This is a genomic window from Priestia sp. SB1 (genome assembly GCF_038898415.1).
Genome location: NZ_JBBJSS010000004.1, coordinates 240,508 through 259,567, shown reverse-complemented (window position 1 = coordinate 259,567; position 19,060 = coordinate 240,508). Strand labels below are relative to the sequence as shown.

Here is a 19,060-nt window from a genome sequence, read left to right as displayed (position 1 = left end):
GGCGATATAAGAGTTAACTATCTTTGTTACTACAGAAAAAAACTTACTTCGAGGTGAAGGCGTGAAAAATAAACATATTTTAGAGGTGAAAAATTTAACTAAAGTTTATAAAGGAGAGGGTTATGAAGTTACTGCACTAAATAATATATCCTTTCAGTTAAGAGTAGGTGAAATGGTTGCTGTTATGGGAACAAGTGGTTCAGGAAAAAGCACACTGCTGAACATTTTAGGAGCACTGGATGAACCAACTAGTGGAACAATTAAATTAAAAGGAATGTTTTCAAAAGATATGTTCCAAGAACCTCAAGCTTCAGCGTACAGAAGAGATAATATTGGATTTATCTTTCAATCATTCCACTTATTAAAGGATTTATCTGTAGAAGAAAACATAGCTCTGCCGCTTGTTTTAAAGGGACTTACATCGGATGTAATTGATTTAAAAGTAAATAACGTTGTCGAGCTCTTGGGCTTAACAGCTTGGAAAAAACACCGTCCTGTACAACTATCAGGTGGACAACAGCAGCGCGTAGCTATAGGAAGGGCTATTATAACTGACCCACCTATTATTCTGGCAGATGAACCTACAGGTAACCTTGATTTTAATACTTCCGAAGGCATACTAGACACACTGGTAACCACAAAAAACGAACTTAGCCAAAGCATACTTCTTGTTACTCACGACCCTAATGTAGCTACTTATGCAGATCGCGTTCTATTCTTTCATGATGGCTCTATTGTCGATACGTATATCTGTAGTGGAAATAGTGATTTGGATCATATACTAGAGAAGTTTAAGCTGATTACAAAAGCCGAGAGTCTTAAGATATGAAAACACTACGAGGTTTAGCTTTTCGTTTATTTAAGTCCAATAAATTCATTGTGTTTTCGTCTATTGTAAGTATAGCTATTTCTACCATGCTTGTACTTAGTATGGTTTTATTCTCTTTTAATGCGCAGGACACATTAAAAAGTCAATTAAAACAAACTTACGGTGCGATGGATTTGTCCGTAGGGTTTGATATGAATCAAGGCAAAATTTTGACATCAACTTTAGTTGAAGAAATTCACCAGGATAAAATGGTAGATAAGGTATCAAAAGTATCTATTGCTCATTTAAACCTAAATCAACTACATGCCTCTATCTATACAGTAGGTGTTGAAAATGATTACTTAGCTAAAAGTCGATATCACTTTTCCAAACCTCTAAATAGTAGCTCTGTGGCAATGAATAAGAGCTTAGCCCAAGATTTAGACATAAAAACTGGAGATAAAGTCCTTATTGAAAACAGAACATACACATTAGCGGAAACCGTAAATGATTTATCCGCTACTGGAGTAGCACCGGATATGCTGATACTTAATCAAAAGAATGTAAAACGCTATATTCAAACAAAAGAAAAAAGCAGCGCAGAAGCGACTTATTTATTAATAAAGGCACAAAAAAACGAGAGCGCCTTAAAGTTGGCCAATCATATTAAATCATATAACAAGGACTTACGTATTGATATAGCTGAACAAGATGCAGGCGTGCAAAATAATTTACAATCCTTACATACATTTATTATGGTTTTATCGGCATTGGTATTAATCATCACGTCTCTTATTCTCATTTCAAACTTTGAGCTTTTGCTTTACAAAATGAGGAATCAGTTCGCCATTATGCGGTCGATAGGAGCCACTGCTAAACAGATTAGCGAGATTATCACACTTCAAAGCACCGTTATAAACACCGTAGGTACAGGTGTCGGGTTTTTGCTAACCTTTTGCAGTCAAAGGTACTTATACAGCTGGTTAGGAAAAGTGTCGAAAATAGCTTCCTCTCCATCTGATTTTAACGTAGGTACTGCCGTTATCATTACAGTTGTAATGTTTGTTATTATTCAATTCTTTTTACTCATTCCAGCTTATCGAAGTACAAAAGTATTGCCACTAAAAACAATGCAGAAGAACGAGAAAATTAACTATGGTTTTTCCAAGACAAGAATAGTAATTTTCAAGGTACTAATAGCAATGTCCTTATTTTTAGTTATAGGAAGCCAGGTATTTCCTACAAGAGGCACATACGGACCTGGGATGTTACTAATTACAGTTATTTTAGTCTTGTTTGCCTTTATACTAATCTTTCCTATCCTAGTGACTAAAGGATTAAAATGGTTTTTACCATATGGACAAAAAATATTTAGCAAAGAATTTTATATTGCAGTAAAAAACCTAGTTCCTCAAGTTAGAAAAAATACAATGATTATTTTAATAATATGCGGATTAATGATCATTACTGTATTTGGGTCAATTACATTTAGAACCATACAAATTAATGGACTAACCTACTTAAAAAAAGAATATGTAATGCCGATTATTGTGGAAGCTCGTTCTGACAATTTAAAGATAGATACGGAAGAACTGATTAAAAAGGTAGAAGAGTTACCTAATGTAAAGAGTGTTAGTAATATTAGTTCTCAAAGTACAGCTCGACTTCTAACGTCAGAAAAAAACACAGGTATTAATTACTCGGTAGTCGATATTAAAAGGTTACAACAACAAGGTCTGTTAGAACAGTTTCCTTACAGTAAAAAAACAACTTCGAATAACAAGATTGTACTTTCAAAAAAGTTTGCTGAAAAGAATAACTTAAAATTAGGACAGACAATACATTTAGGATTATACGCACAAAATCAAAACGGATTTTATATAACGGAACAAATAATACCTAAAGGCGATTATGTAATATCCGCTACACCTGACCACCTTCTTGACCATAACCAAGCATTTTTAGACTTAAAGAACAACTTTGAAGGTTTAGAGTTCTATCGATTATATGTGGATTCAAAGAATGTAAAGGCCGCTGTAAAAGAAATTGAGGGCTTAAAAAGCCAGTATCCCGAATTAAAGGTAAGCAGCTATGATCAATCTTTTAAAGAGACAAACGAAATGTTTTATCAGCGTTGGGGAATTTTTATAGTTGTTATTTCCACATTGGTTATTTCTACCATGTTAGGAGTATTTAATTCATTGGCAAATAATATTTATTCAAAACGAAAAGAATTTGCTGTTTTACGCGCGATGGGCATGACGCCAAAATCCATTCGTAAAGTCATTCTTTCACAGGTGAATTTATATATTACGATTGGAGTAATATGTGGAATTGTAATGGGGCTTCTAGTGACATTAATTCTGCTATTAATGGATCCAGGGAAGTTTGTTATAGATTATAAAACAATTCTTTCTGTAGTAGTATCAATGCTTGTAGTTAGCACTTTTTTATTCTCATACGTAAGTCGAAAAATATCTGGACAAGATCTTTCTATAGAGCTTACTAATGATAATAAGTAACTTCTCATATAGATATATTATAATATTAATAAAACCCAATCTCTTTGTAGAGGTTGGGTTTTATTAGTTTCTATAGTTAGTTGCGACTAATAAAAACATTGCTGCTTAATTTCTTGGAACAGGGGAGAGGTAATAATAAATATCATATTCTTTATCAATATGAGGGACTACTTCAGTATCGGTACGGGTTTCAATTGTCATATTTGATTTTGTTGGGGTACCGGCATAAAAATCGTACTTTACACCTTTTGGAGTCGTTATTTCACTAGTGATATCTGTATTTCCCTTTGATTGTTTGATAATAGCTGGATTCCCATTAAAATACCAACGAATTTTTTGATCCTTTTGAGTTAATGTAGCTGTTCCTACACCTACATTCGATTTTTCTTTAATTGTATAGATAACAATCTTTTCGTTATCTACATATTTGCTTTCACCGATAATATCTTGTATTCCTGTAGACTCTTTTTTGGCATTTTCAAAGGCTTCATCTTCACTCGAATAAAATTCTCCGTCTTTTTTACCGTTTACGTTCATTGCTGAACAAGCCGTTAGTATACTTGCTGACAGTAGAGCTGCGAGTAATGCAGAATATAACTTTTTCATACAAACCCCCATTTTATTAATTTCTTTAATTTTAATCTTAATATAAATAGTTAAAATAATCCATTTATGTGATATAGTTGTTCAGTATGTAAAAGTTAAACAACAAAGAAATGGAGTTTCACAATGAAGAATTCAAGGAAGATAGCAGCAGGAGCAGCTGTTCTAACTGTTGCTTTTAGTTTAATGGGATGTACCTCAAAAGAATCAATTAGCAAAAATACAAAACAAGAAGAAGCCCAAAAAGAAATAAAAATAGAGTTAACGTTTCTCCAAAATGAATGTGATCGTCTTATTAATAAAGATGAGGACATAGAAAAAACGTTTCAAAGTTATAAAAATGATTTTAATTTGTTATCTACGTCCGTTAACAGTACTGCAAAGGTTAATAAAATGAATAATGACGAGTTAGAAATAAGTATCAATAACCTTGAAAAAGATGTTGATAAACTAAATGGAGAAGAGGCTTTAAAAGCTTATACGAAATACACTTCCCCTAAAACAATATATAAAGTGACAATGATGAAAAATATGCATTCGGTTATCGAGGCCACCAGAGGTTGGGATGACGGCAAGGATCTAGGTATATCATTCTTCTACGACCACCTCCATTCTTCTCAAGAAGATATTAATAGAGATATAAAACCTACAGTTAATGACATAACAAACGGACCAGTATACAAACTGCATATAATAAAAGATGAATTACAAAAGCATCGAGATGCTTTTAGTAAGGAACAGCTTGAAGAATTAGAAACAGCAATGAAAGGTTTTGATTATTCCTTGGATACTCAATTAAAAACCATCAGATAAAAACCATCAGATCATATAAAAACATTGTTAACAATCCGTACACAAGTAATAATTATGACTATGAAGAAGAAGAGAAATATAACGGATCCCGCACGTACCTTACTGATTTTGAATCGAATTTAGGTGTTGCTAAGCCTGAGTATTAAAAACGCATCCTTCCTATAAAGTTTTTGGAGTTTGAGGGGATTAACAAAAAGTGCGTGGATATTTAAATATCCACGCACTTTTTGTATGAATTATTTTAACTAGAAAGATTAATTAGGTGGCAGATACCTAAAATTTAGTTAGGTGTACGTTAAACAGAAGTAATTTCTATAGGGGGGATAGTATGAGTTTAAAAGAGAGAGCAACTAAAGAGTTTAAAGAAAGGGTAGATAGCGACGAAGAAATTAGAGAATCTATTTTAACTTACTATGAATGTGAAAGTGGATTTTCGGGACTTGTAGGTGTACCAAATGGAAATTCTGTACCTATTCGAGGTGTTTTAGCTTATACAGAAAAAAGCCTACTTTTTTACGGAGAAGTTTTCTCTAAGCTGCCTATTGTATTACATATCCCATTTAATAAAATCAGGGAAATAAAAACAGGAAAGCAAATCCTTACAATTTTCAAATCAACTTTTACGATGGTTGTTGTTCATGATGATCAAGAAGTTTTCTCTACACGGGGAAACAAGGAGGACTTTTCTAGGTTGGAGTCGTTTTTTGAAAATGTGAATGAAGAAGTATTTCTTGCTAAATAGGTAGTACCAAGATAAGCCTAGACTTAAAAATTAGGCTTATCTTGGTATGGCGTTCGCTAATAACGTACTTTTAAGAAAGGATTTGGTTGTGTATATAGAAAATACGTTAGACGTTAGGATGCTATTTCAGTTCAGAGAGAGGTGGTAAGTATGCGCAAAAGAGATAAAGGGTTTTGGATAGCTTACCTTGTGTTTGCAATTATTATGCTATTAATCTACAAATATATACCGGCTGAAAACGGGTTTCTCGTTATCGTTTTATTTCCTCTAATTTATTGGTTCATCTACGAATTTATATTAAGACCTAAGAAAAGAAGAAGCAATGGTTAAGGAGGGGCGATTTGCTTGTTTTGGAATTATCTTAACATGTCAACAGGACGTATAATAGCTTTAGCAAACATTTTTAATTCTGCATTCCAAGGAAGTATGCGTTGGATTATGGTTGGGTGTGGTTTGTTAATTTTTATATACAATTTAATAGTAACTTTTGATCAAAAACAAAGTGAAGCGGCTAATCAAAATACTGTAGGAATTGTATCTAGAAAAAAGCGTTAATTGTTTTAGGCAGTTCAAAGTACTTAAATTTACTTTTTTTATAAGTGACGCAACGAAGATTCTGGAGTGAAAATTTTATAAGAAAGAGGGAAGTAATGGACGTTCAAAAGGTAGCAAATTTATTTTCGATTTTTGTCTTAATTGCAGCAGGCATTTCATTGGTAATTGGCTTTGTTGTTGCTGTGAGAAGTACAAACTATAAGAAGGGATATATAAGTACTTTTATATCCAGTGTTGTCTTTTTAATAATTATTGTGAGCTGGTATGATAAAGCATCTTCAAACGTTTTTATGGGGACAATACCTTGGATTTTAAATGTTATTGCCGTCATTATTGTGTTACCACTGTACGTGTTAGTTGCTCGCTTTATATTTAAAAAGGTGACAAAAGGACAAAAAGGAACAAATGAAAAAATTAGCGGTTAACTTATTTTTTTTATCGTTTTTCCTAATCTTCACGATTTTAAATAAATGAAGATACACAAAATAATTTTTTATCAATATCCTGTTAGAGAAGGTGATTGATATCATTTTCTGTAAAGGAGAGAACGTCTATGATTAAAGTTAATCAACAAATTGTGAAAATAAGCGATTTAAATAATAGTTCGTTAACAAAAGAAAAAGCAGACATTTTAAAACAAATGGATGCCTATAGGGAAGTGTATGAGTATGCTACATTTGACCAGCTTGATTTTGATGTATCTGTTAAATTACAAATTATTGAATCGTCTGTGTTGCTGCGCAAAAGCGGCGCTAGGTTTGCTACATTCGCCCGTTCTAGGTGCAACGAAAAGTATTGGAAACGAACCGATAACGGAGGGTTTCAGCTACTGCCTACCGTTTCTCCTCATCAGGCCATCGATGATATTTTTTACAACGGACACGAATACGCGTTTGAGTGCGCGACGGCTGTTATCATCATCTTTTACAAAGCTGTATTAAATAATATTGGAAAAGCAAACTTTAACAGGCTTTTTGCTGATCTTTACTTACACGATTGGCAATACGATGAAGATCTTGAGCTCCATGGTTATAAAGGATCTGACTACTTGCCCGGAGACTGTGCGTATTTTAAAAACCCTGATTATAACCCTGATACTCCCCAGTGGAAAGGTGAAAACACCATTGTATTAGATGAAACTCTATATTTTGGTCATGGAATTGGAATTACGACGCGGGAAAGAATTATTGAAGTGTTAAATTTAAAGAGAAAAGACAACGCAAAGCAATCAGCTTACCTGTCAGATGAAATTGTCAGGCTTCACACCGCTCACCTCAGTTATTTGGCGGTTAGATACGAACCTGTTGTTTGGTATGACAGAAACAGCGCTATTATTTCCACTATTGGATCGATTACGTATGTAGCTTGAATGATCAAAGTTTTGATACTTTGGTCTTTTTTTGTAAAAAGGAAAGAATTACATGAAGGTAAATTTGAGAATTCAAAAGGATTTTATGTATAAAAGAAGAATCCATTTAATACACAGGTCTTAAAACTAAAAGGAAAGGAGGAGATTACTATTAAAAATCGTGATAAAAGACGCAAGAGAAAACGCGGCGCATTAAAAGATTATCTGAAAAATAAGCTTGGTCAGCTAAAACCGAAGCCAAACAAAGGACCTGTCTCAAATTTAAAGTCTTCTGCTTAAAACATCCCCCTAGTTTTTATATAGGGGGATTTTCTTTTGAATTTTCTTTTATTTTAATCTTTAAATGTTATGAGTGGCATTTAAAGATTAATTTGTGCACAATAGACATTGAATAGTTTATCTAATACGACAACGTAAGGAGAGATTAGACGATGGAAAACCTGATTTTAAAACATATGGACGTTGTAAGAGGGATTACGATTAGTATCCTCGAAAAAACAACAGAAGAGGTAGCGGACATCACACCAAAAGGATTCAATAACAATATCCGCTGGAATCTCGGACACATTGCCTTTATTCAAGAAAAACTTGTGTTTGGCTTAGCTGGTGAACCGATGCAAACGCCAGAGAGTTATGAAAGCTTTTTCGGCGCAGGAACAAAACCTGCCGATTGGACGGAGGCTGCTCCATCTCTTGAAGAAATTGCGAATGTGTTGAAAGACCAAGCACATCGTATTAAAGAGTTCATGCCGGGGCAGTTTGATAAGCAGTTAATCACACCTTTTACAAATAAAGCGGGTATCAACTTTACAACAGTTGGCGAAACGTTTTTATTCAGTTTCTATCACGAAGCGATGCATGTAGAAACGATTAAGCAAATTGGGAAAGCAGCAGCTGCACAATAAGGAAATAAAAAATAATAAATCACATATTCTTTATAACTATTTTACATAGCGCCTATGCATATACTGATCTATACAGCGCATAAGATGTAACATGAGCTGCTTTTCCTAATGCAGTTCGCAAGGAGGTGACAACGTGAAATTTCTTTCAGGTTTAACGACTCTTCTTGTGATTTTAGGCGGTTTAAATTGGTTAGCTGTAGCATTAGGCGTGAATGTAGTAGAAGAGCTATTTGGCTCTTGGGATTGGTTAGTAACAACGATTTATTGGTTAGTTGGCCTGTCTGCTCTTTATCAAATTTTTGATAAGTTCTTCGGAACGGGAGCAAGTGTCAAAAGCAAAGCGCTATAATAAATATTATTTTTTATTATCTCTTTAGGGAGTTTGAATGTATATTCAAACTCCCTTTTTCATGGATAAAAGACGTGACATCTTTACAAAATACGGTAAAATAAGGTAATAACCAAAAAGTAGGAGGGATGAGATGGAGCTTTGGGGTGTAGTACCTATCTTAGTGTTTGGAGTTCTTTATATAGGAATCATTGCTGGTATGATAGCTGTTATTGTTATAGTGTTACAGCGAATGAAAGAGAGAAATCAATATTTACGTGAAATACGGGATGAACTGAGAAATCAAAACAAGATAACTATAGCAGAAAATAAAGAATAGAAGAGGGTTTAATAGATGAATAAAAGTGTACTTCCTATCTTTTTTATCGTAAATCTTTTTTTTATTTACTGTTTATTATTTAATCAAGGATACATCTTTCAACTAAAGAATCTACCTTACATATGGGCTATTTATTTACTTATTGGCACCCTTTTAGCTTTTTATTATATGCTGCGATACAAACAAAAAAGAGACGGACAGGTGCTGCTTTCAATCGGTATTTTAACTACAAGCATTAGTTCACTAGGCTGTTTGGGTTTCTTTTATTTCTTTTATCGTGCGATGGGTGGATAAGAAAGAGCACCAAAAGCAGAGACTTCAGTGAAAGTCTCTGCTTTTTATATGGAAATCTATTGTATAATAGAAAAAAAAGAAATGGATGCAGGAGGGGAAATATGCGAATTGTTTCGCTTTGTCCAAGCAATACAGAACTAATAGCGTATTTAAAATGTGAGCATTTGCTCGTAGCAATTGATGATTATTCCGATTGGCCGCAGTCTATTCAGAGTCTGCCGCGTTTAGGTCCCGATTTATCTATTAATATGGATGCGGTGGAAGAAGCTAAACCAGATTTAGTCCTAGCATCACTAAGCGTTCCTGGAATGGAGCGAAATATTGAAGAACTAAAAAAACGAAAGCTTCCTTACGTCGTATATAATCCTAATTCGCTAGAAGATATCCGTCAAAATCTACAGGATTTAGGTCAGCGATTAAACATTGAAACAAAAGCAGCTGAACTGTTAAAGCGTTATGATCAGTTTCTTTCTACATATAAAGGGATTGCAAATCAAATTGACGAAAAAGCCACTGTATACTGGGAATGGTGGCCAAAACCTGTCTTTACTCCTGGCAAAGCAAACTGGCTGACTGAAATTAGTGAGTTAGCGGGAGGAGAAAATATATTTGCTGATCACAAAGAAGCAAATGTACAGAGTGATTGGGAAGAAGTGCTCCAACGAAATCCACATCACGTGTGTTTGGCTTGGGTAGGCGTACAGACAAACAAAGTAAATCCAACGATTTTACACAAGAGACCGAACTGGTCTGACATGCCGGCCATAAAAGAACATCGTGTATATGTACTAGAAGAATGGCTGTATTGTCGTCCTTCACCTCGATTGCTGTTAGGGTTAAAAAAACTCGCGCCGCTTCTTCATCCAGATACGTTTCCTGCATTTGACGGTAAGGACCCTTTATTATAAGAAAAAGGAGCGATACATATGAAAGATATTGAACAAATAAAACATACCCTTCAACACCGCTATCCTTTTTTACTTGTTGATCGCATCTTAGAGCAAGAAGAAGGAAAGCTTGCTGTAGGAATCAAACAAGTAACAGCAAATGAACCTTTTTTTCAAGGTCACTTCCCGGACTACATGGTAATGCCTGGTGTACTTATTGTGGAGGCTCTTGCTCAGCTCGGCGGATTTGCCATGGCTACGGATGACCACCAAAAAGGAAGACTTGCTTTTTTAGCAGGAATAGATGAATGTCGCTTTAAGCGTCAAGTAAGGCCAGGAGATACACTACGCTTAGAATTTGAGATTCTTAAACAGCGCGGAAAGATTGTAAAAGGAAAAGGAAAAGCATTTGTAGACAGCGAATTAGCTTGTGAAGCGGTCATTACCTTTGCTCTTGATGTATAAGCGTATTGAAGGAAACCGCCTTATGGCATAAGGCGGTTTTTTGTAAATACCTTAGTCAAACTTCCTTTTGATGAAAGAAGAAACGGGGTATAGAAGAAAAAAGGGAGAGGGGAGAATGCGGTGAGAACACTAACGGAAATTGTTGTATTACTCACACTATTGGGTACGTATATAGGCATCTCACTACTTGTCTACAAACGGAAAAGAACGAATCCGTTTTTCTACAGCATTTACTTTTATTTAGCTACCAGCGTCATTTTGATTTGCTTGGTTATCTTTTGGCTTCAGCTTCGTTTTGGACTCACTGATAAGCAAGTAGGAGGATTGCTTATCAGTGTGGTGGCATTCTTTTTACTTATTTATGGTTTGTTAAAAACAAGACAAAAAGACAGGTAGCCGGTGCTATCTGTTTTTATTTATATTTATGTTATATATTTTTATCAATTGTAGTGTCAATTCAATACATCTCTTCATATAATAAAGATAACAGCTTTCTTTTGCAGGTTAGTTGACATCGCAGCTTATAACTCGCTATTCTTTTGATAATTCATTTTGTGAAAGGAAGTGGACGTATGGATGCATCCCGCATTATAGCTAAGTTAGAAAACCGGATGCCGACAATCCTTGGGATGGAGCAGTTCTCCCGCTTCGGCATTCTTGTTCCGCTTATTGAAAAACAAGGGGAACTACAAGTCTTATTTGAAGTAAGAGCGCTCGATTTACGTAGACAGCCCGGAGAAATTTGTTTTCCAGGAGGGCGTGTTGAAAAGACGGATGCAGATGAAAAAGAAACGGCTATCCGTGAAACCTCTGAAGAGTTAGGGATTACACCCCAATCTATTCAGCACGTACAAGCTTTAGATTATATTGTTTCTCAATTCGGAACAATCATTTATCCTTATGTAGGTTTCATTGATGAGTCGCTTGAACTTCGACCGAATCCTTCGGAAGTAGCAGAAGTATTTACCGTGCCTCTTTCTTTTTTTCAGCGTACCGAACCTGATATACACAATATTAATTTCAGAGTAGAACCCGAACATAATTTTCCTTATGACGCGATTATTGGTGGTGAAAATTATAATTGGCAAACAAGAGAGATGGAAGAACATTTTTATTACTATGAAGATCGAGTCATATGGGGACTGACAGCAAAAGTAATTTATCATTTAATACATGTATTAAATGATAAATAAAAAGCAGCGAATACGCATTCGCTGCTTTTTTATATTAAATAGATTGAATAGCTTCTGTGATAGGTGTATCACCTGAAACTAAATCAAAAGAACGTCCGAATGTATGATCTTCACTTAACGTTTCTACTACCACACGCGCGACATCTTCACGAGGAATGGATCCGCGCTCTTTGTTCTCACCGGCATCTACACGTCCTGTTCCTGGTTCGTTTAACAATCCGCCTGGACGAACAATTGTATATGTTAATCCGCTTGCTTCTAAGATTTTATCTGCATAATGTTTGGCTACATAGTAAGGAATTAGTGAAGTATTCCAGTTTTCACGGTGATGTGCTTGAAGGGCGCTTACCATCACAAATCGTTTAATTCCTAAATCTTCTGCAGCTTCCATCGCTTTTACTGCTCCATCTAAATCAATTAAAAGTGTCTTATCATGACCTGTGCTGCCGCCTGATCCTGCGCTAAAGATAACGGCGTCACAGCCTTTCATCACTTCCTTAATTTCATGCACAGTGCCTTCTAAGCTCGCAAAAGCCGTTTCTACACCTCTTGCTTCAAGCTCTTTTGCTTGTTCTTCTTTACGAACCATCGCACGTACAGTGTGCACATCACTTTCATTCAAAATGTTTACAATATGTTTGCCTACTTGACCATTCGCACCAATTACAAGAACTTTCATGTCTAAATTTGCTCCTTTCAAATCCAAATACTTATATATTATTGTTTCATATTCACCGTTTTCATTCAATGAATGAGCTCAAAATCCGGTGAATAAGGGGAAAGTAAGAAAATATATTAAAAAAATGAAAAACAAGAAATAAAAACTAATTTACAAACAAAAAAAGGAAAAAAATAGTTCATTAAACCCAGTGTCTGAACTGTTTAAATTTTGTAAATTTTTCTCAAACCCTTGGTAATACAACACTTATTAAAAACAGCATCTCTTTTAACATTTCCCGATACAACCTATATAAACACATTTTGATAATTTTAAACTTTTACTTCGGAAAAATTTTTTGTTATTATGTTTTAGTCATTAAAATATTCACGAACGAAATATTTAGTCCGAGCGGACAAAGGAGAGGATAAAATGAACACATTACAATACTTAGTCGCAGAACGTGCAGAGATTTCTCCTCAACATGAAGCACTAGTTGAACATAATGAACGTTATACATTTAATGAATTTCATGAAAAAGTAAATCAATTGTCTCATTACTTCTTAGAGAAAGGAATTCAAAAAGGAGATCGTATTGGTATTTTAGCTCATACAAGCATTGCTTACCCAGTTGTTACAATGGGAATTTTACAAGTGGGAGCAGTCGTTGTTCCATTAAGTAAGAGCATGACACCTTATGAGCTTGATAGCATTATTACAAGCGGACAGTTAAAAGCGATTATCCACCACAATGAATTTACGTCTGTATTAGAAAAAGCGGAACAAACGGCTGGACTTAGCTTTACGTTAAAAATTGAGGATGCAAAAGAATTTACAACTCAATTCTCAGCGTATAACACAAACACACCAGAAGCACTTCCTGAAGTACTTCCTGAAGATTTAGCATTAATGATGTTTACATCAGGTACAACAGGTAAATCAAAAGGATGTATGATTGCACACGGATCGGTAAGTGCCTTTTTAAACTCTGGCGGACAGGAAGAACGTGCAAATATTGATAAAAGCATGCGCTATTTATTTGTTCATCCATTCTTCCACATGAGTTCGATGAGCATTTTATTTATGTGCATTAACACAGGAAACACAATGGTATGTTCTGAAGAAACAGATCCAGCTAAAGTAATTGAGGTAATCGAAAAAGAAAACATTAAAATGCTGTTTGCACTACCACCAGCATTAAAATACATCGTAGAAGAGCTTGAAAAAGGAGATCACTATGATTTCCCTCTAAAACTTGCTGTGTCAGGCGGAACAAAAGTATCAGAGTCTTTAATCGAACAATATGACCGTAACGGAATGATTTTAGCTCAAGGATACGGAAGCACAGAAGCTTGGATTATCAGTTCATGGCATCCTCAAATGGGATGGAAGAAAGTAAGCTCAGCTGGGAAACCGGCTCCACATGTGGAAGTTAAAATTGTAGACCCAGAAACACGTCAAGAAGTTCCAACTGGAGAAAAAGGTGAAGTGCTTGTACGAAGCCCTTATCTATTTAAAGGCTACTGGCAAAACGAAGAAGCAACAAATGCTGTCTTACAAGATGGCTGGTTAGCGATGGGCGATGCAGGTCGATTAGATGAAGACGGATTTCTTTATATTGAAGGACGCTATAAAGATGTAATTGTATATGGAGGAGACAACATCTACCCAGATCAAGTAGAAGAAGTTGTCCTAGCAGCAGACGGTGTGTTAGAAGCGACAGTTGTCGGCATGCCTGATGATGTGTACGGCGAAGTTCCATATGCATTTGTTGTTAAACAAGCAGCGTCAGCTCTAACTGAAGAAGACGTAGTGAATTTCTGTAAAGAACGATTAGCACCATATAAAGTGCCAACTGTTGTATTTGTTTCATCACTTCCTAAAAACAGTGTAGGAAAAGTGTTGAAAAACGAAGTGAAAAAACAAGCCTTAGCACACGCATAATAAAAAAAGCGGCCTTATAGCCGCTTTTTTTTATATTTATTGCTGTAATTTTTGAGATATTTTTTTCATAATGTGAAAGTATTGATCTCTTTCTTCTTCTGATAAGTGTGAAAGTAAATCTGACCAAAAATCGACACGAGTAGCTTGCAATATTTCGACAACTTTTTCGCCTTTTTCCGTCAACTCTACCCACACGCTTCGGCGGTTTTGCTTTTTATATATACGATTCACAAGCTCATCATCTTCTAATTGATTTAATACAATGGTGATAGCACCGGGTGAGAGCCCAAGTACTTTTGTGATATCGCTAACAATACAGCTTTTTTTATCGTGAATCGTCTTTAAGATTGCCTCTTTTGTTGAAGTTAAATGGTAGGGAAGCAAATCATATTTCTCACCGATTACGGTGTTTTTATATTTTAAAAGAGCTTCTTTTACATGATCTATACTTTCTAGCTGATGACTAATCTCTTCTTTGCTATAACGTTCAGTCAAGCGTAAATCCTCCTCATAAAACAAATTCCATTTTTACCATTATACCATGTATAATGCCCATAGAAAAATGAACAACACCGCGAAAATTGTCAGAAAAATTTTAAAATAATTACCATAATTCGTTAAAAAATCCTTGTTTTCGTGCTATTATATATAAGAATAGTAATAACAGGAAACGCATACAACATTTGTTTTCTATTGAGTTCATAAGAAAAAATGGGGTCTATGAACATCATTCCGCTTTACCTCATGTGTTGAATAAAGAAAAAAATATAAAAAATGGTGATTATTCACTTTGGCAGATCGTCTTTTATAAGATGTTTGTATAAAATGAATGTATACATATTTTTATAGAAAAAACATATTGAGGTAAAGCCGAGATATGGGGGGATTCAATTACATGAAGAAAGTCTTAGGGGCGCTCTTGCTTGGCGCGACAATTGTTAGTGCGTTTATTGCGTACGGCATGTATACAAATCATTCCGCAAAGCAAACAGCTGCGATAGAACAAAAACAAGCGGCTAAAAAACCAGAAAAAAAGGCTGAGAAAAAGAAAAAGCCAGTCCTTAAAGTCGAAGAACTGACGTATCAGTTAAAAGATTCCCGTACAGGAGAAGTAATGAAAGAATTCAAGCCGGTTCATTACAAGGATAAAGGTGTATATGATCAAGAAATTAAACAGTTAGCGTCTGAGCTGGCAAAAGGGATCGATACACCTATGCAAAACATAAAAATAGATGAAAATGGATCGTTGACTGGCGGATCCAAGCAAATCATCTTAAAAGAAGCAGAACTTGTTAAAAATCTGCAGAACTTAAATACGAAACAATTGGAGGTAAAGGTTCCGATATACGAAACCGCTCCAAATGTCACGGCAGCATCTGCTCAAGGGATCGCCGATGTATCATTAGCTTCGTATTCTACACGTTTTCGTCCAAGTGATACAAGCAGAAACAGAAATGTTCAGCTATCAGCAGAAGCAATTAATAACGTTGTGTTAGGACCAGGAGATTCATTTTCTTATAATCAAACAGTTGGGGAGCGCACAGCAGAAAGAGGCTATCAGCCTGCTCCTGAAATTATCAATAAACAGCTGGTGATGGGAATTGGCGGAGGTATTTGTCAAACATCTTCTACGTTATTTAATGCGATTGACGGCGCTGGTCTTCAAGTGACAGCTAGGTCTCACCATTCAAAACATGTAGGTTATGTACCTGCGGGAAGAGATGCGACCGTATCGTGGGGAGGACCTGATTTTAAGTTCACAAACAACAAAGATTATCCTGTCATCATTAAAGCATATGCAAACGTAAATACAGGTGTTTTAACGGTAGATGTTCGTACTTCACAGCGTGCTATCTAATAAAAAAAGACGTATCCTAACAGATACGTCTTTTTCTTCATTTATTATGCTTTTTGTTGCTCGCGTTCACGAAGTTCCACACGTCGAATTTTACCTGAATTAGTTTTTGGCAATTCATCAATAAATTCAATTACGCGAGGATATTTGTAAGGTGCAGTTAAAGTCTTTACGTGATTTTGCAGCTCTTTAATAAACCCTGCATCTGTTGTTTTTGCATGATCGACAAGAACCACATACGCTTTTACAACATGGCCGCGATCAGCATCTGGGCTAGCTATAACGGCACATTCTTTCACCGCTGGATGCTTAATTAATGCATCTTCAACTTCAAATGGCCCAATTGTATAGCCGGAACTGATAATGATATCATCTCCGCGTCCTTGGAACCAGTAATAGTTATCTTCATCTTTAGAAGCGCGGTCGCCTGTTAAATAGTAGTTTCCTTTATACGTTTTCTCAGTGCGCTCCATGTCTTTATAGTAGTGCTTGAAAAGAGAAGGGAGATCTCTACGAACGGCAATGTCTCCAACTTCTCCAGGCTTACAAGGCTCGCCGTCTTCATTAATGATTTCTACAAACCCTTCAAGCATCGGTTTACCCATTGAACCAATCTTCGTTTTTACACCTTTTAAGGTACCAATCAAAAGGGTATTTTCCGTTTGGCCGTATCCATCACGTACTTGGATATTAAAATATTTTTTAAACACATTAATCACTTCTTCGTTTAGCGGTTCTCCGGCAGATACAGCGCTATGAAGGTGAGACAAGTCAAAACGTTCAAGCTCATCAATTTTAGCCATAAAGCGGTACTCTGTTGGCGTGCAGCACAGTACGTTTACTTGTTCATCTTGTAAAATTTCTAAAAACTTTTTAGGTTCAAAACGTCCGTTATAGATAATGCCTGTTGCACCTTGTCCAAGTACAGATAAAAACGGAGTCCAAATCCATTTTTGCCAACCAGGACCTGCTGTTGCCCAGACCGTATCGCCTTTTTTAATATCTAACCATTCAGCAGCAGCGATACGAAGGTGAGCATAAGCCCATCCATGAGTATGAACAACGCCTTTTGGCTGTCCTGTTGTACCAGATGTATAAGGAAGGAATGCCGTATCATCCTTAGTTGTGTTAGCTGCTTGGAACTGTTGTGATGCATCCGCTGTAAGTGACTCTAAGCGCGTCCACGACGTAACATCAGCACCAAATGTAATTTTATGTTGTAGAGAAGTAGGGAAGTTTTCAATCTTATCGATCTCATTGCAGAAAGGATGGTAAGAAATAATCGCTTTTGCTTCAGCGTGATGTAAACGATATTGGATATCTTTTGCGCGTAATAGTTCTGAAGAAGGAATTACAATAATACCTGCTTTTAAACATGCTAAGTAAATAGCATACGATTCAATAAGGCGAGGTGCGATAACCAACACGTGATCGCCTTTTGTTAATCCTAGCTCCGTTAGCCCGTTTGCCACCTTATTTGCTTTTGCTAACAGCTGGTTATATGTAATTTCCTCACGCACACCGTCAGCGTCCTGCCACTTTAGCGCAAGCTGATCAGATGCATGTTTTTCAATTTCCTCTGTTAAGTTGTAATGTTCACTTGGAACTAAATCTTTTAGTTGAATCATAAAAACGACTCCTTATATTATAGATATCAATGATTTTTTATCATTACTATTATTATATTACTAACTATTAGTACTTGCTACTAATTTGTTTTGGGTTTTAGTAAAAAAGCAAAAAAAGACCCGCTTGTCTTATTACGACAGCGGGTATAACATATGTTATTTAAATAAGCTCCATTTTGTATGAATAGGTACTAGCTCTTCTTCAGACTCGTCTTCTTCGTATAAACCACGTTCTTTTAAGTATTCCACAAAATATAAGTCTGCTTCCTTACGTTCATCATAAGGCTTAATCGATAAAACAAACCCTACTTTATGCTGATCTTCATTTTCAACGCCTGAGAGATACGCTTTTACATTATGCTGCAAGAATAGCTCTTTAGCAGGAATAATTAAGTCCTTGACGAACTTCGACAGTAATTCTAACTCAAAGTCGAAGGTGAACTTAGCAATTTTTTCTAGATCTGCAAATACCACGCCGATAAAACTCGTATTATGTATTTCGTAGTCTTTCGTTTTTTCATCCCATTCAATATGTCCGATTTCCTTTAAGTAATTAATAAAATACCCAATGCCTTCATCGCGGCCAAAAGGTTGTTTAGAAAGAACCAAACCGATCTTTTTGTACTTAGGCAGATACACGCATGAGATAGCGGCTTCAACTTTATGCTGTTGAAATAAGTGCGTTGCCCCTTGAAGCAAAGCATCTAAGACATGATGGGTAATTTTCATTTGTTTACGAGGAAAGTGATATTCGTTGCGTGCTAATTCATCTGTATCAGCAAACGTTGCTCCAATAAAGCCTGTATTGGATAGGGTAGGAGGGAGCTTCTTTCTTTTTCTTTTTCGTACCGTCATTCAAAAACACTCCTTGTGATCATCAATACGATAAAAAATAAATCGAACATATGTTCTTATCTAATGATACAAAAAATGTGTCGAAAAGTAAAGAGAAGTTAAAGGAGAATTTGAAATTTTATAATAAAAGTAGCTAATGATCTTAAAACGCAGCGGTCATTAAAAGGTGGAAAAGAAGAGGGGGAGCAAAAAAATAAAAGGCTGCAGATGAAAAGCATCCACAGCCTTTTATATATTCATTAACGAGCTTCTGTTAAAGCTACCATATCTTCATCATCTAAATCGATATCTACGTG

23 protein-coding genes are annotated in these 19,060 nt (G+C 35.7%); 18 read left to right on the top strand and 5 right to left on the bottom strand.

The genetic code is table 11. From position 1 onward, the window contains the following. Positions 1–61 precede the first annotated feature (61 nt). Positions 62–829: an ABC transporter ATP-binding protein gene (locus WKH56_RS16500; protein ID WP_255900968.1), complete on the top strand. Its 768-nt coding sequence runs from the start codon at positions 62–64 to the stop codon at positions 827–829. Next, positions 826–3,330, top strand: coding sequence for an FtsX-like permease family protein (locus tag WKH56_RS16495; protein ID WP_310884482.1), 2,505 nt, complete (start codon positions 826–828; stop codon positions 3,328–3,330). Before WKH56_RS16500 ends, WKH56_RS16495 begins: the two co-directional genes overlap by 4 nt. 105 nt (positions 3,331–3,435) lie before the next feature. Here the strand turns inward: WKH56_RS16495 and WKH56_RS16490 are convergent, their stop codons facing one another. After that, positions 3,436–3,936, bottom strand: a complete 501-nt coding sequence (locus tag WKH56_RS16490) for a hypothetical protein (protein WP_063247970.1) — start codon at positions 3,934–3,936, stop codon at positions 3,436–3,438. A 123-nt stretch (positions 3,937–4,059) separates the two neighbouring features. Here WKH56_RS16490 and WKH56_RS16485 point away from each other — a divergent pair, with 123 nt between their 5' ends. The 14 genes from WKH56_RS16485 to WKH56_RS16420 all read left to right on the top strand — a co-directional run bounded on the left by WKH56_RS16485 (position 4,060) and on the right by WKH56_RS16420 (position 11,824). Further along, a complete protein-coding gene (locus WKH56_RS16485; protein WP_310884483.1) occupies positions 4,060–4,746 on the top strand; it encodes a hypothetical protein in 687 nt (228 codons plus the stop codon). A gap of 328 nt (positions 4,747–5,074) precedes the next feature. After that, entirely contained in the window at positions 5,075–5,488 is a 414-nt protein-coding gene (locus WKH56_RS16480; RefSeq protein ID WP_033579036.1) for a hypothetical protein, read from the top strand. 150 nt (positions 5,489–5,638) lie between these two features. Then, the gene (locus WKH56_RS16475) at positions 5,639–5,818 is read left to right on the top strand and encodes a hypothetical protein (RefSeq protein ID WP_033579037.1); all 180 of its coding nucleotides are present in this window, start codon (positions 5,639–5,641) and stop codon (positions 5,816–5,818) included. A gap of 15 nt (positions 5,819–5,833) precedes the next feature. After that, positions 5,834–6,043, top strand: coding sequence for a hypothetical protein (locus WKH56_RS16470; RefSeq protein ID WP_063247968.1), 210 nt, complete (start codon positions 5,834–5,836; stop codon positions 6,041–6,043). Between the two features lie 95 nt (positions 6,044–6,138). Beyond that, entirely contained in the window at positions 6,139–6,468 is a 330-nt protein-coding gene (locus tag WKH56_RS16465) for a hypothetical protein (RefSeq protein ID WP_063247967.1), read from the top strand. 128 nt (positions 6,469–6,596) lie between these two features. Next, a complete protein-coding gene (locus WKH56_RS16460; RefSeq protein ID WP_033579040.1) occupies positions 6,597–7,412 on the top strand; it encodes a protein-glutamine gamma-glutamyltransferase in 816 nt (271 codons plus the stop codon). Between the two features lie 431 nt (positions 7,413–7,843). After that, a complete protein-coding gene (locus WKH56_RS16455; protein ID WP_310884484.1) occupies positions 7,844–8,317 on the top strand; it encodes a DinB family protein in 474 nt (157 codons plus the stop codon). A 133-nt stretch (positions 8,318–8,450) separates the two neighbouring features. Further along, complete coding sequence (locus WKH56_RS16450; protein ID WP_013057146.1) at positions 8,451–8,666, top strand: DUF378 domain-containing protein; 216 nt, start codon at positions 8,451–8,453, stop codon at positions 8,664–8,666. Between the two features lie 133 nt (positions 8,667–8,799). Further along, positions 8,800–8,985: a hypothetical protein gene (locus WKH56_RS16445; RefSeq protein ID WP_255900987.1), complete on the top strand. Its 186-nt coding sequence runs from the start codon at positions 8,800–8,802 to the stop codon at positions 8,983–8,985. A 15-nt stretch (positions 8,986–9,000) separates the two neighbouring features. Beyond that, positions 9,001–9,279, top strand: coding sequence for a hypothetical protein (locus tag WKH56_RS16440; RefSeq protein WP_048020820.1), 279 nt, complete (start codon positions 9,001–9,003; stop codon positions 9,277–9,279). A gap of 101 nt (positions 9,280–9,380) precedes the next feature. After that, complete coding sequence (locus WKH56_RS16435; protein ID WP_255900990.1) at positions 9,381–10,187, top strand: cobalamin-binding protein; 807 nt, start codon at positions 9,381–9,383, stop codon at positions 10,185–10,187. Between the two features lie 18 nt (positions 10,188–10,205). Then, entirely contained in the window at positions 10,206–10,631 is a 426-nt protein-coding gene (gene fabZ, locus WKH56_RS16430) for a 3-hydroxyacyl-ACP dehydratase FabZ (RefSeq protein WP_310884485.1), read from the top strand. Between the two features lie 120 nt (positions 10,632–10,751). Beyond that, complete coding sequence (locus tag WKH56_RS16425) at positions 10,752–11,027, top strand: hypothetical protein (protein WP_048020814.1); 276 nt, start codon at positions 10,752–10,754, stop codon at positions 11,025–11,027. A gap of 176 nt (positions 11,028–11,203) precedes the next feature. Further along, positions 11,204–11,824, top strand: a complete 621-nt coding sequence (locus WKH56_RS16420; RefSeq protein ID WP_033579046.1) for an NUDIX hydrolase — start codon at positions 11,204–11,206, stop codon at positions 11,822–11,824. Between the two features lie 34 nt (positions 11,825–11,858). On the opposite strand, the gene WKH56_RS16415 is transcribed toward WKH56_RS16420, so the two are convergent. Then, positions 11,859–12,503 carry an SDR family oxidoreductase gene (locus tag WKH56_RS16415; RefSeq protein ID WP_028413280.1) on the bottom strand — a complete coding sequence of 215 codons (645 nt, stop codon included), beginning with the start codon at positions 12,501–12,503 and terminating at the stop codon, positions 11,859–11,861. Between the two features lie 411 nt (positions 12,504–12,914). Here WKH56_RS16415 and WKH56_RS16410 point away from each other — a divergent pair, with 411 nt between their 5' ends. Then, complete coding sequence (locus tag WKH56_RS16410) at positions 12,915–14,426, top strand: class I adenylate-forming enzyme family protein (protein ID WP_033579047.1); 1,512 nt, start codon at positions 12,915–12,917, stop codon at positions 14,424–14,426. 36 nt (positions 14,427–14,462) lie between these two features. Here WKH56_RS16410 and WKH56_RS16405 read toward each other — a convergent pair whose 3' ends face one another. Further along, positions 14,463–14,921, bottom strand: a complete 459-nt coding sequence (locus WKH56_RS16405) for a MarR family winged helix-turn-helix transcriptional regulator (protein ID WP_013057155.1) — start codon at positions 14,919–14,921, stop codon at positions 14,463–14,465. Positions 14,922–15,321: 400 nt separating this feature from the next. Here WKH56_RS16405 and WKH56_RS16400 point away from each other — a divergent pair, with 400 nt between their 5' ends. Continuing rightward, the gene (locus WKH56_RS16400) at positions 15,322–16,284 is read left to right on the top strand and encodes a VanW family protein (RefSeq protein ID WP_033579048.1); all 963 of its coding nucleotides are present in this window, start codon (positions 15,322–15,324) and stop codon (positions 16,282–16,284) included. 44 nt (positions 16,285–16,328) lie between these two features. On the opposite strand, the gene mbcS is transcribed toward WKH56_RS16400, so the two are convergent. Continuing rightward, complete coding sequence (mbcS, locus tag WKH56_RS16395) at positions 16,329–17,909, bottom strand: acyl-CoA synthetase MbcS (protein WP_342836103.1); 1,581 nt, start codon at positions 17,907–17,909, stop codon at positions 16,329–16,331. 156 nt (positions 17,910–18,065) lie between these two features. Then, positions 18,066–18,764: a hypothetical protein gene (locus WKH56_RS16390; protein WP_014459981.1), complete on the bottom strand. Its 699-nt coding sequence runs from the start codon at positions 18,762–18,764 to the stop codon at positions 18,066–18,068. Between the last annotated feature and the right edge of the window lie 296 nt (positions 18,765–19,060).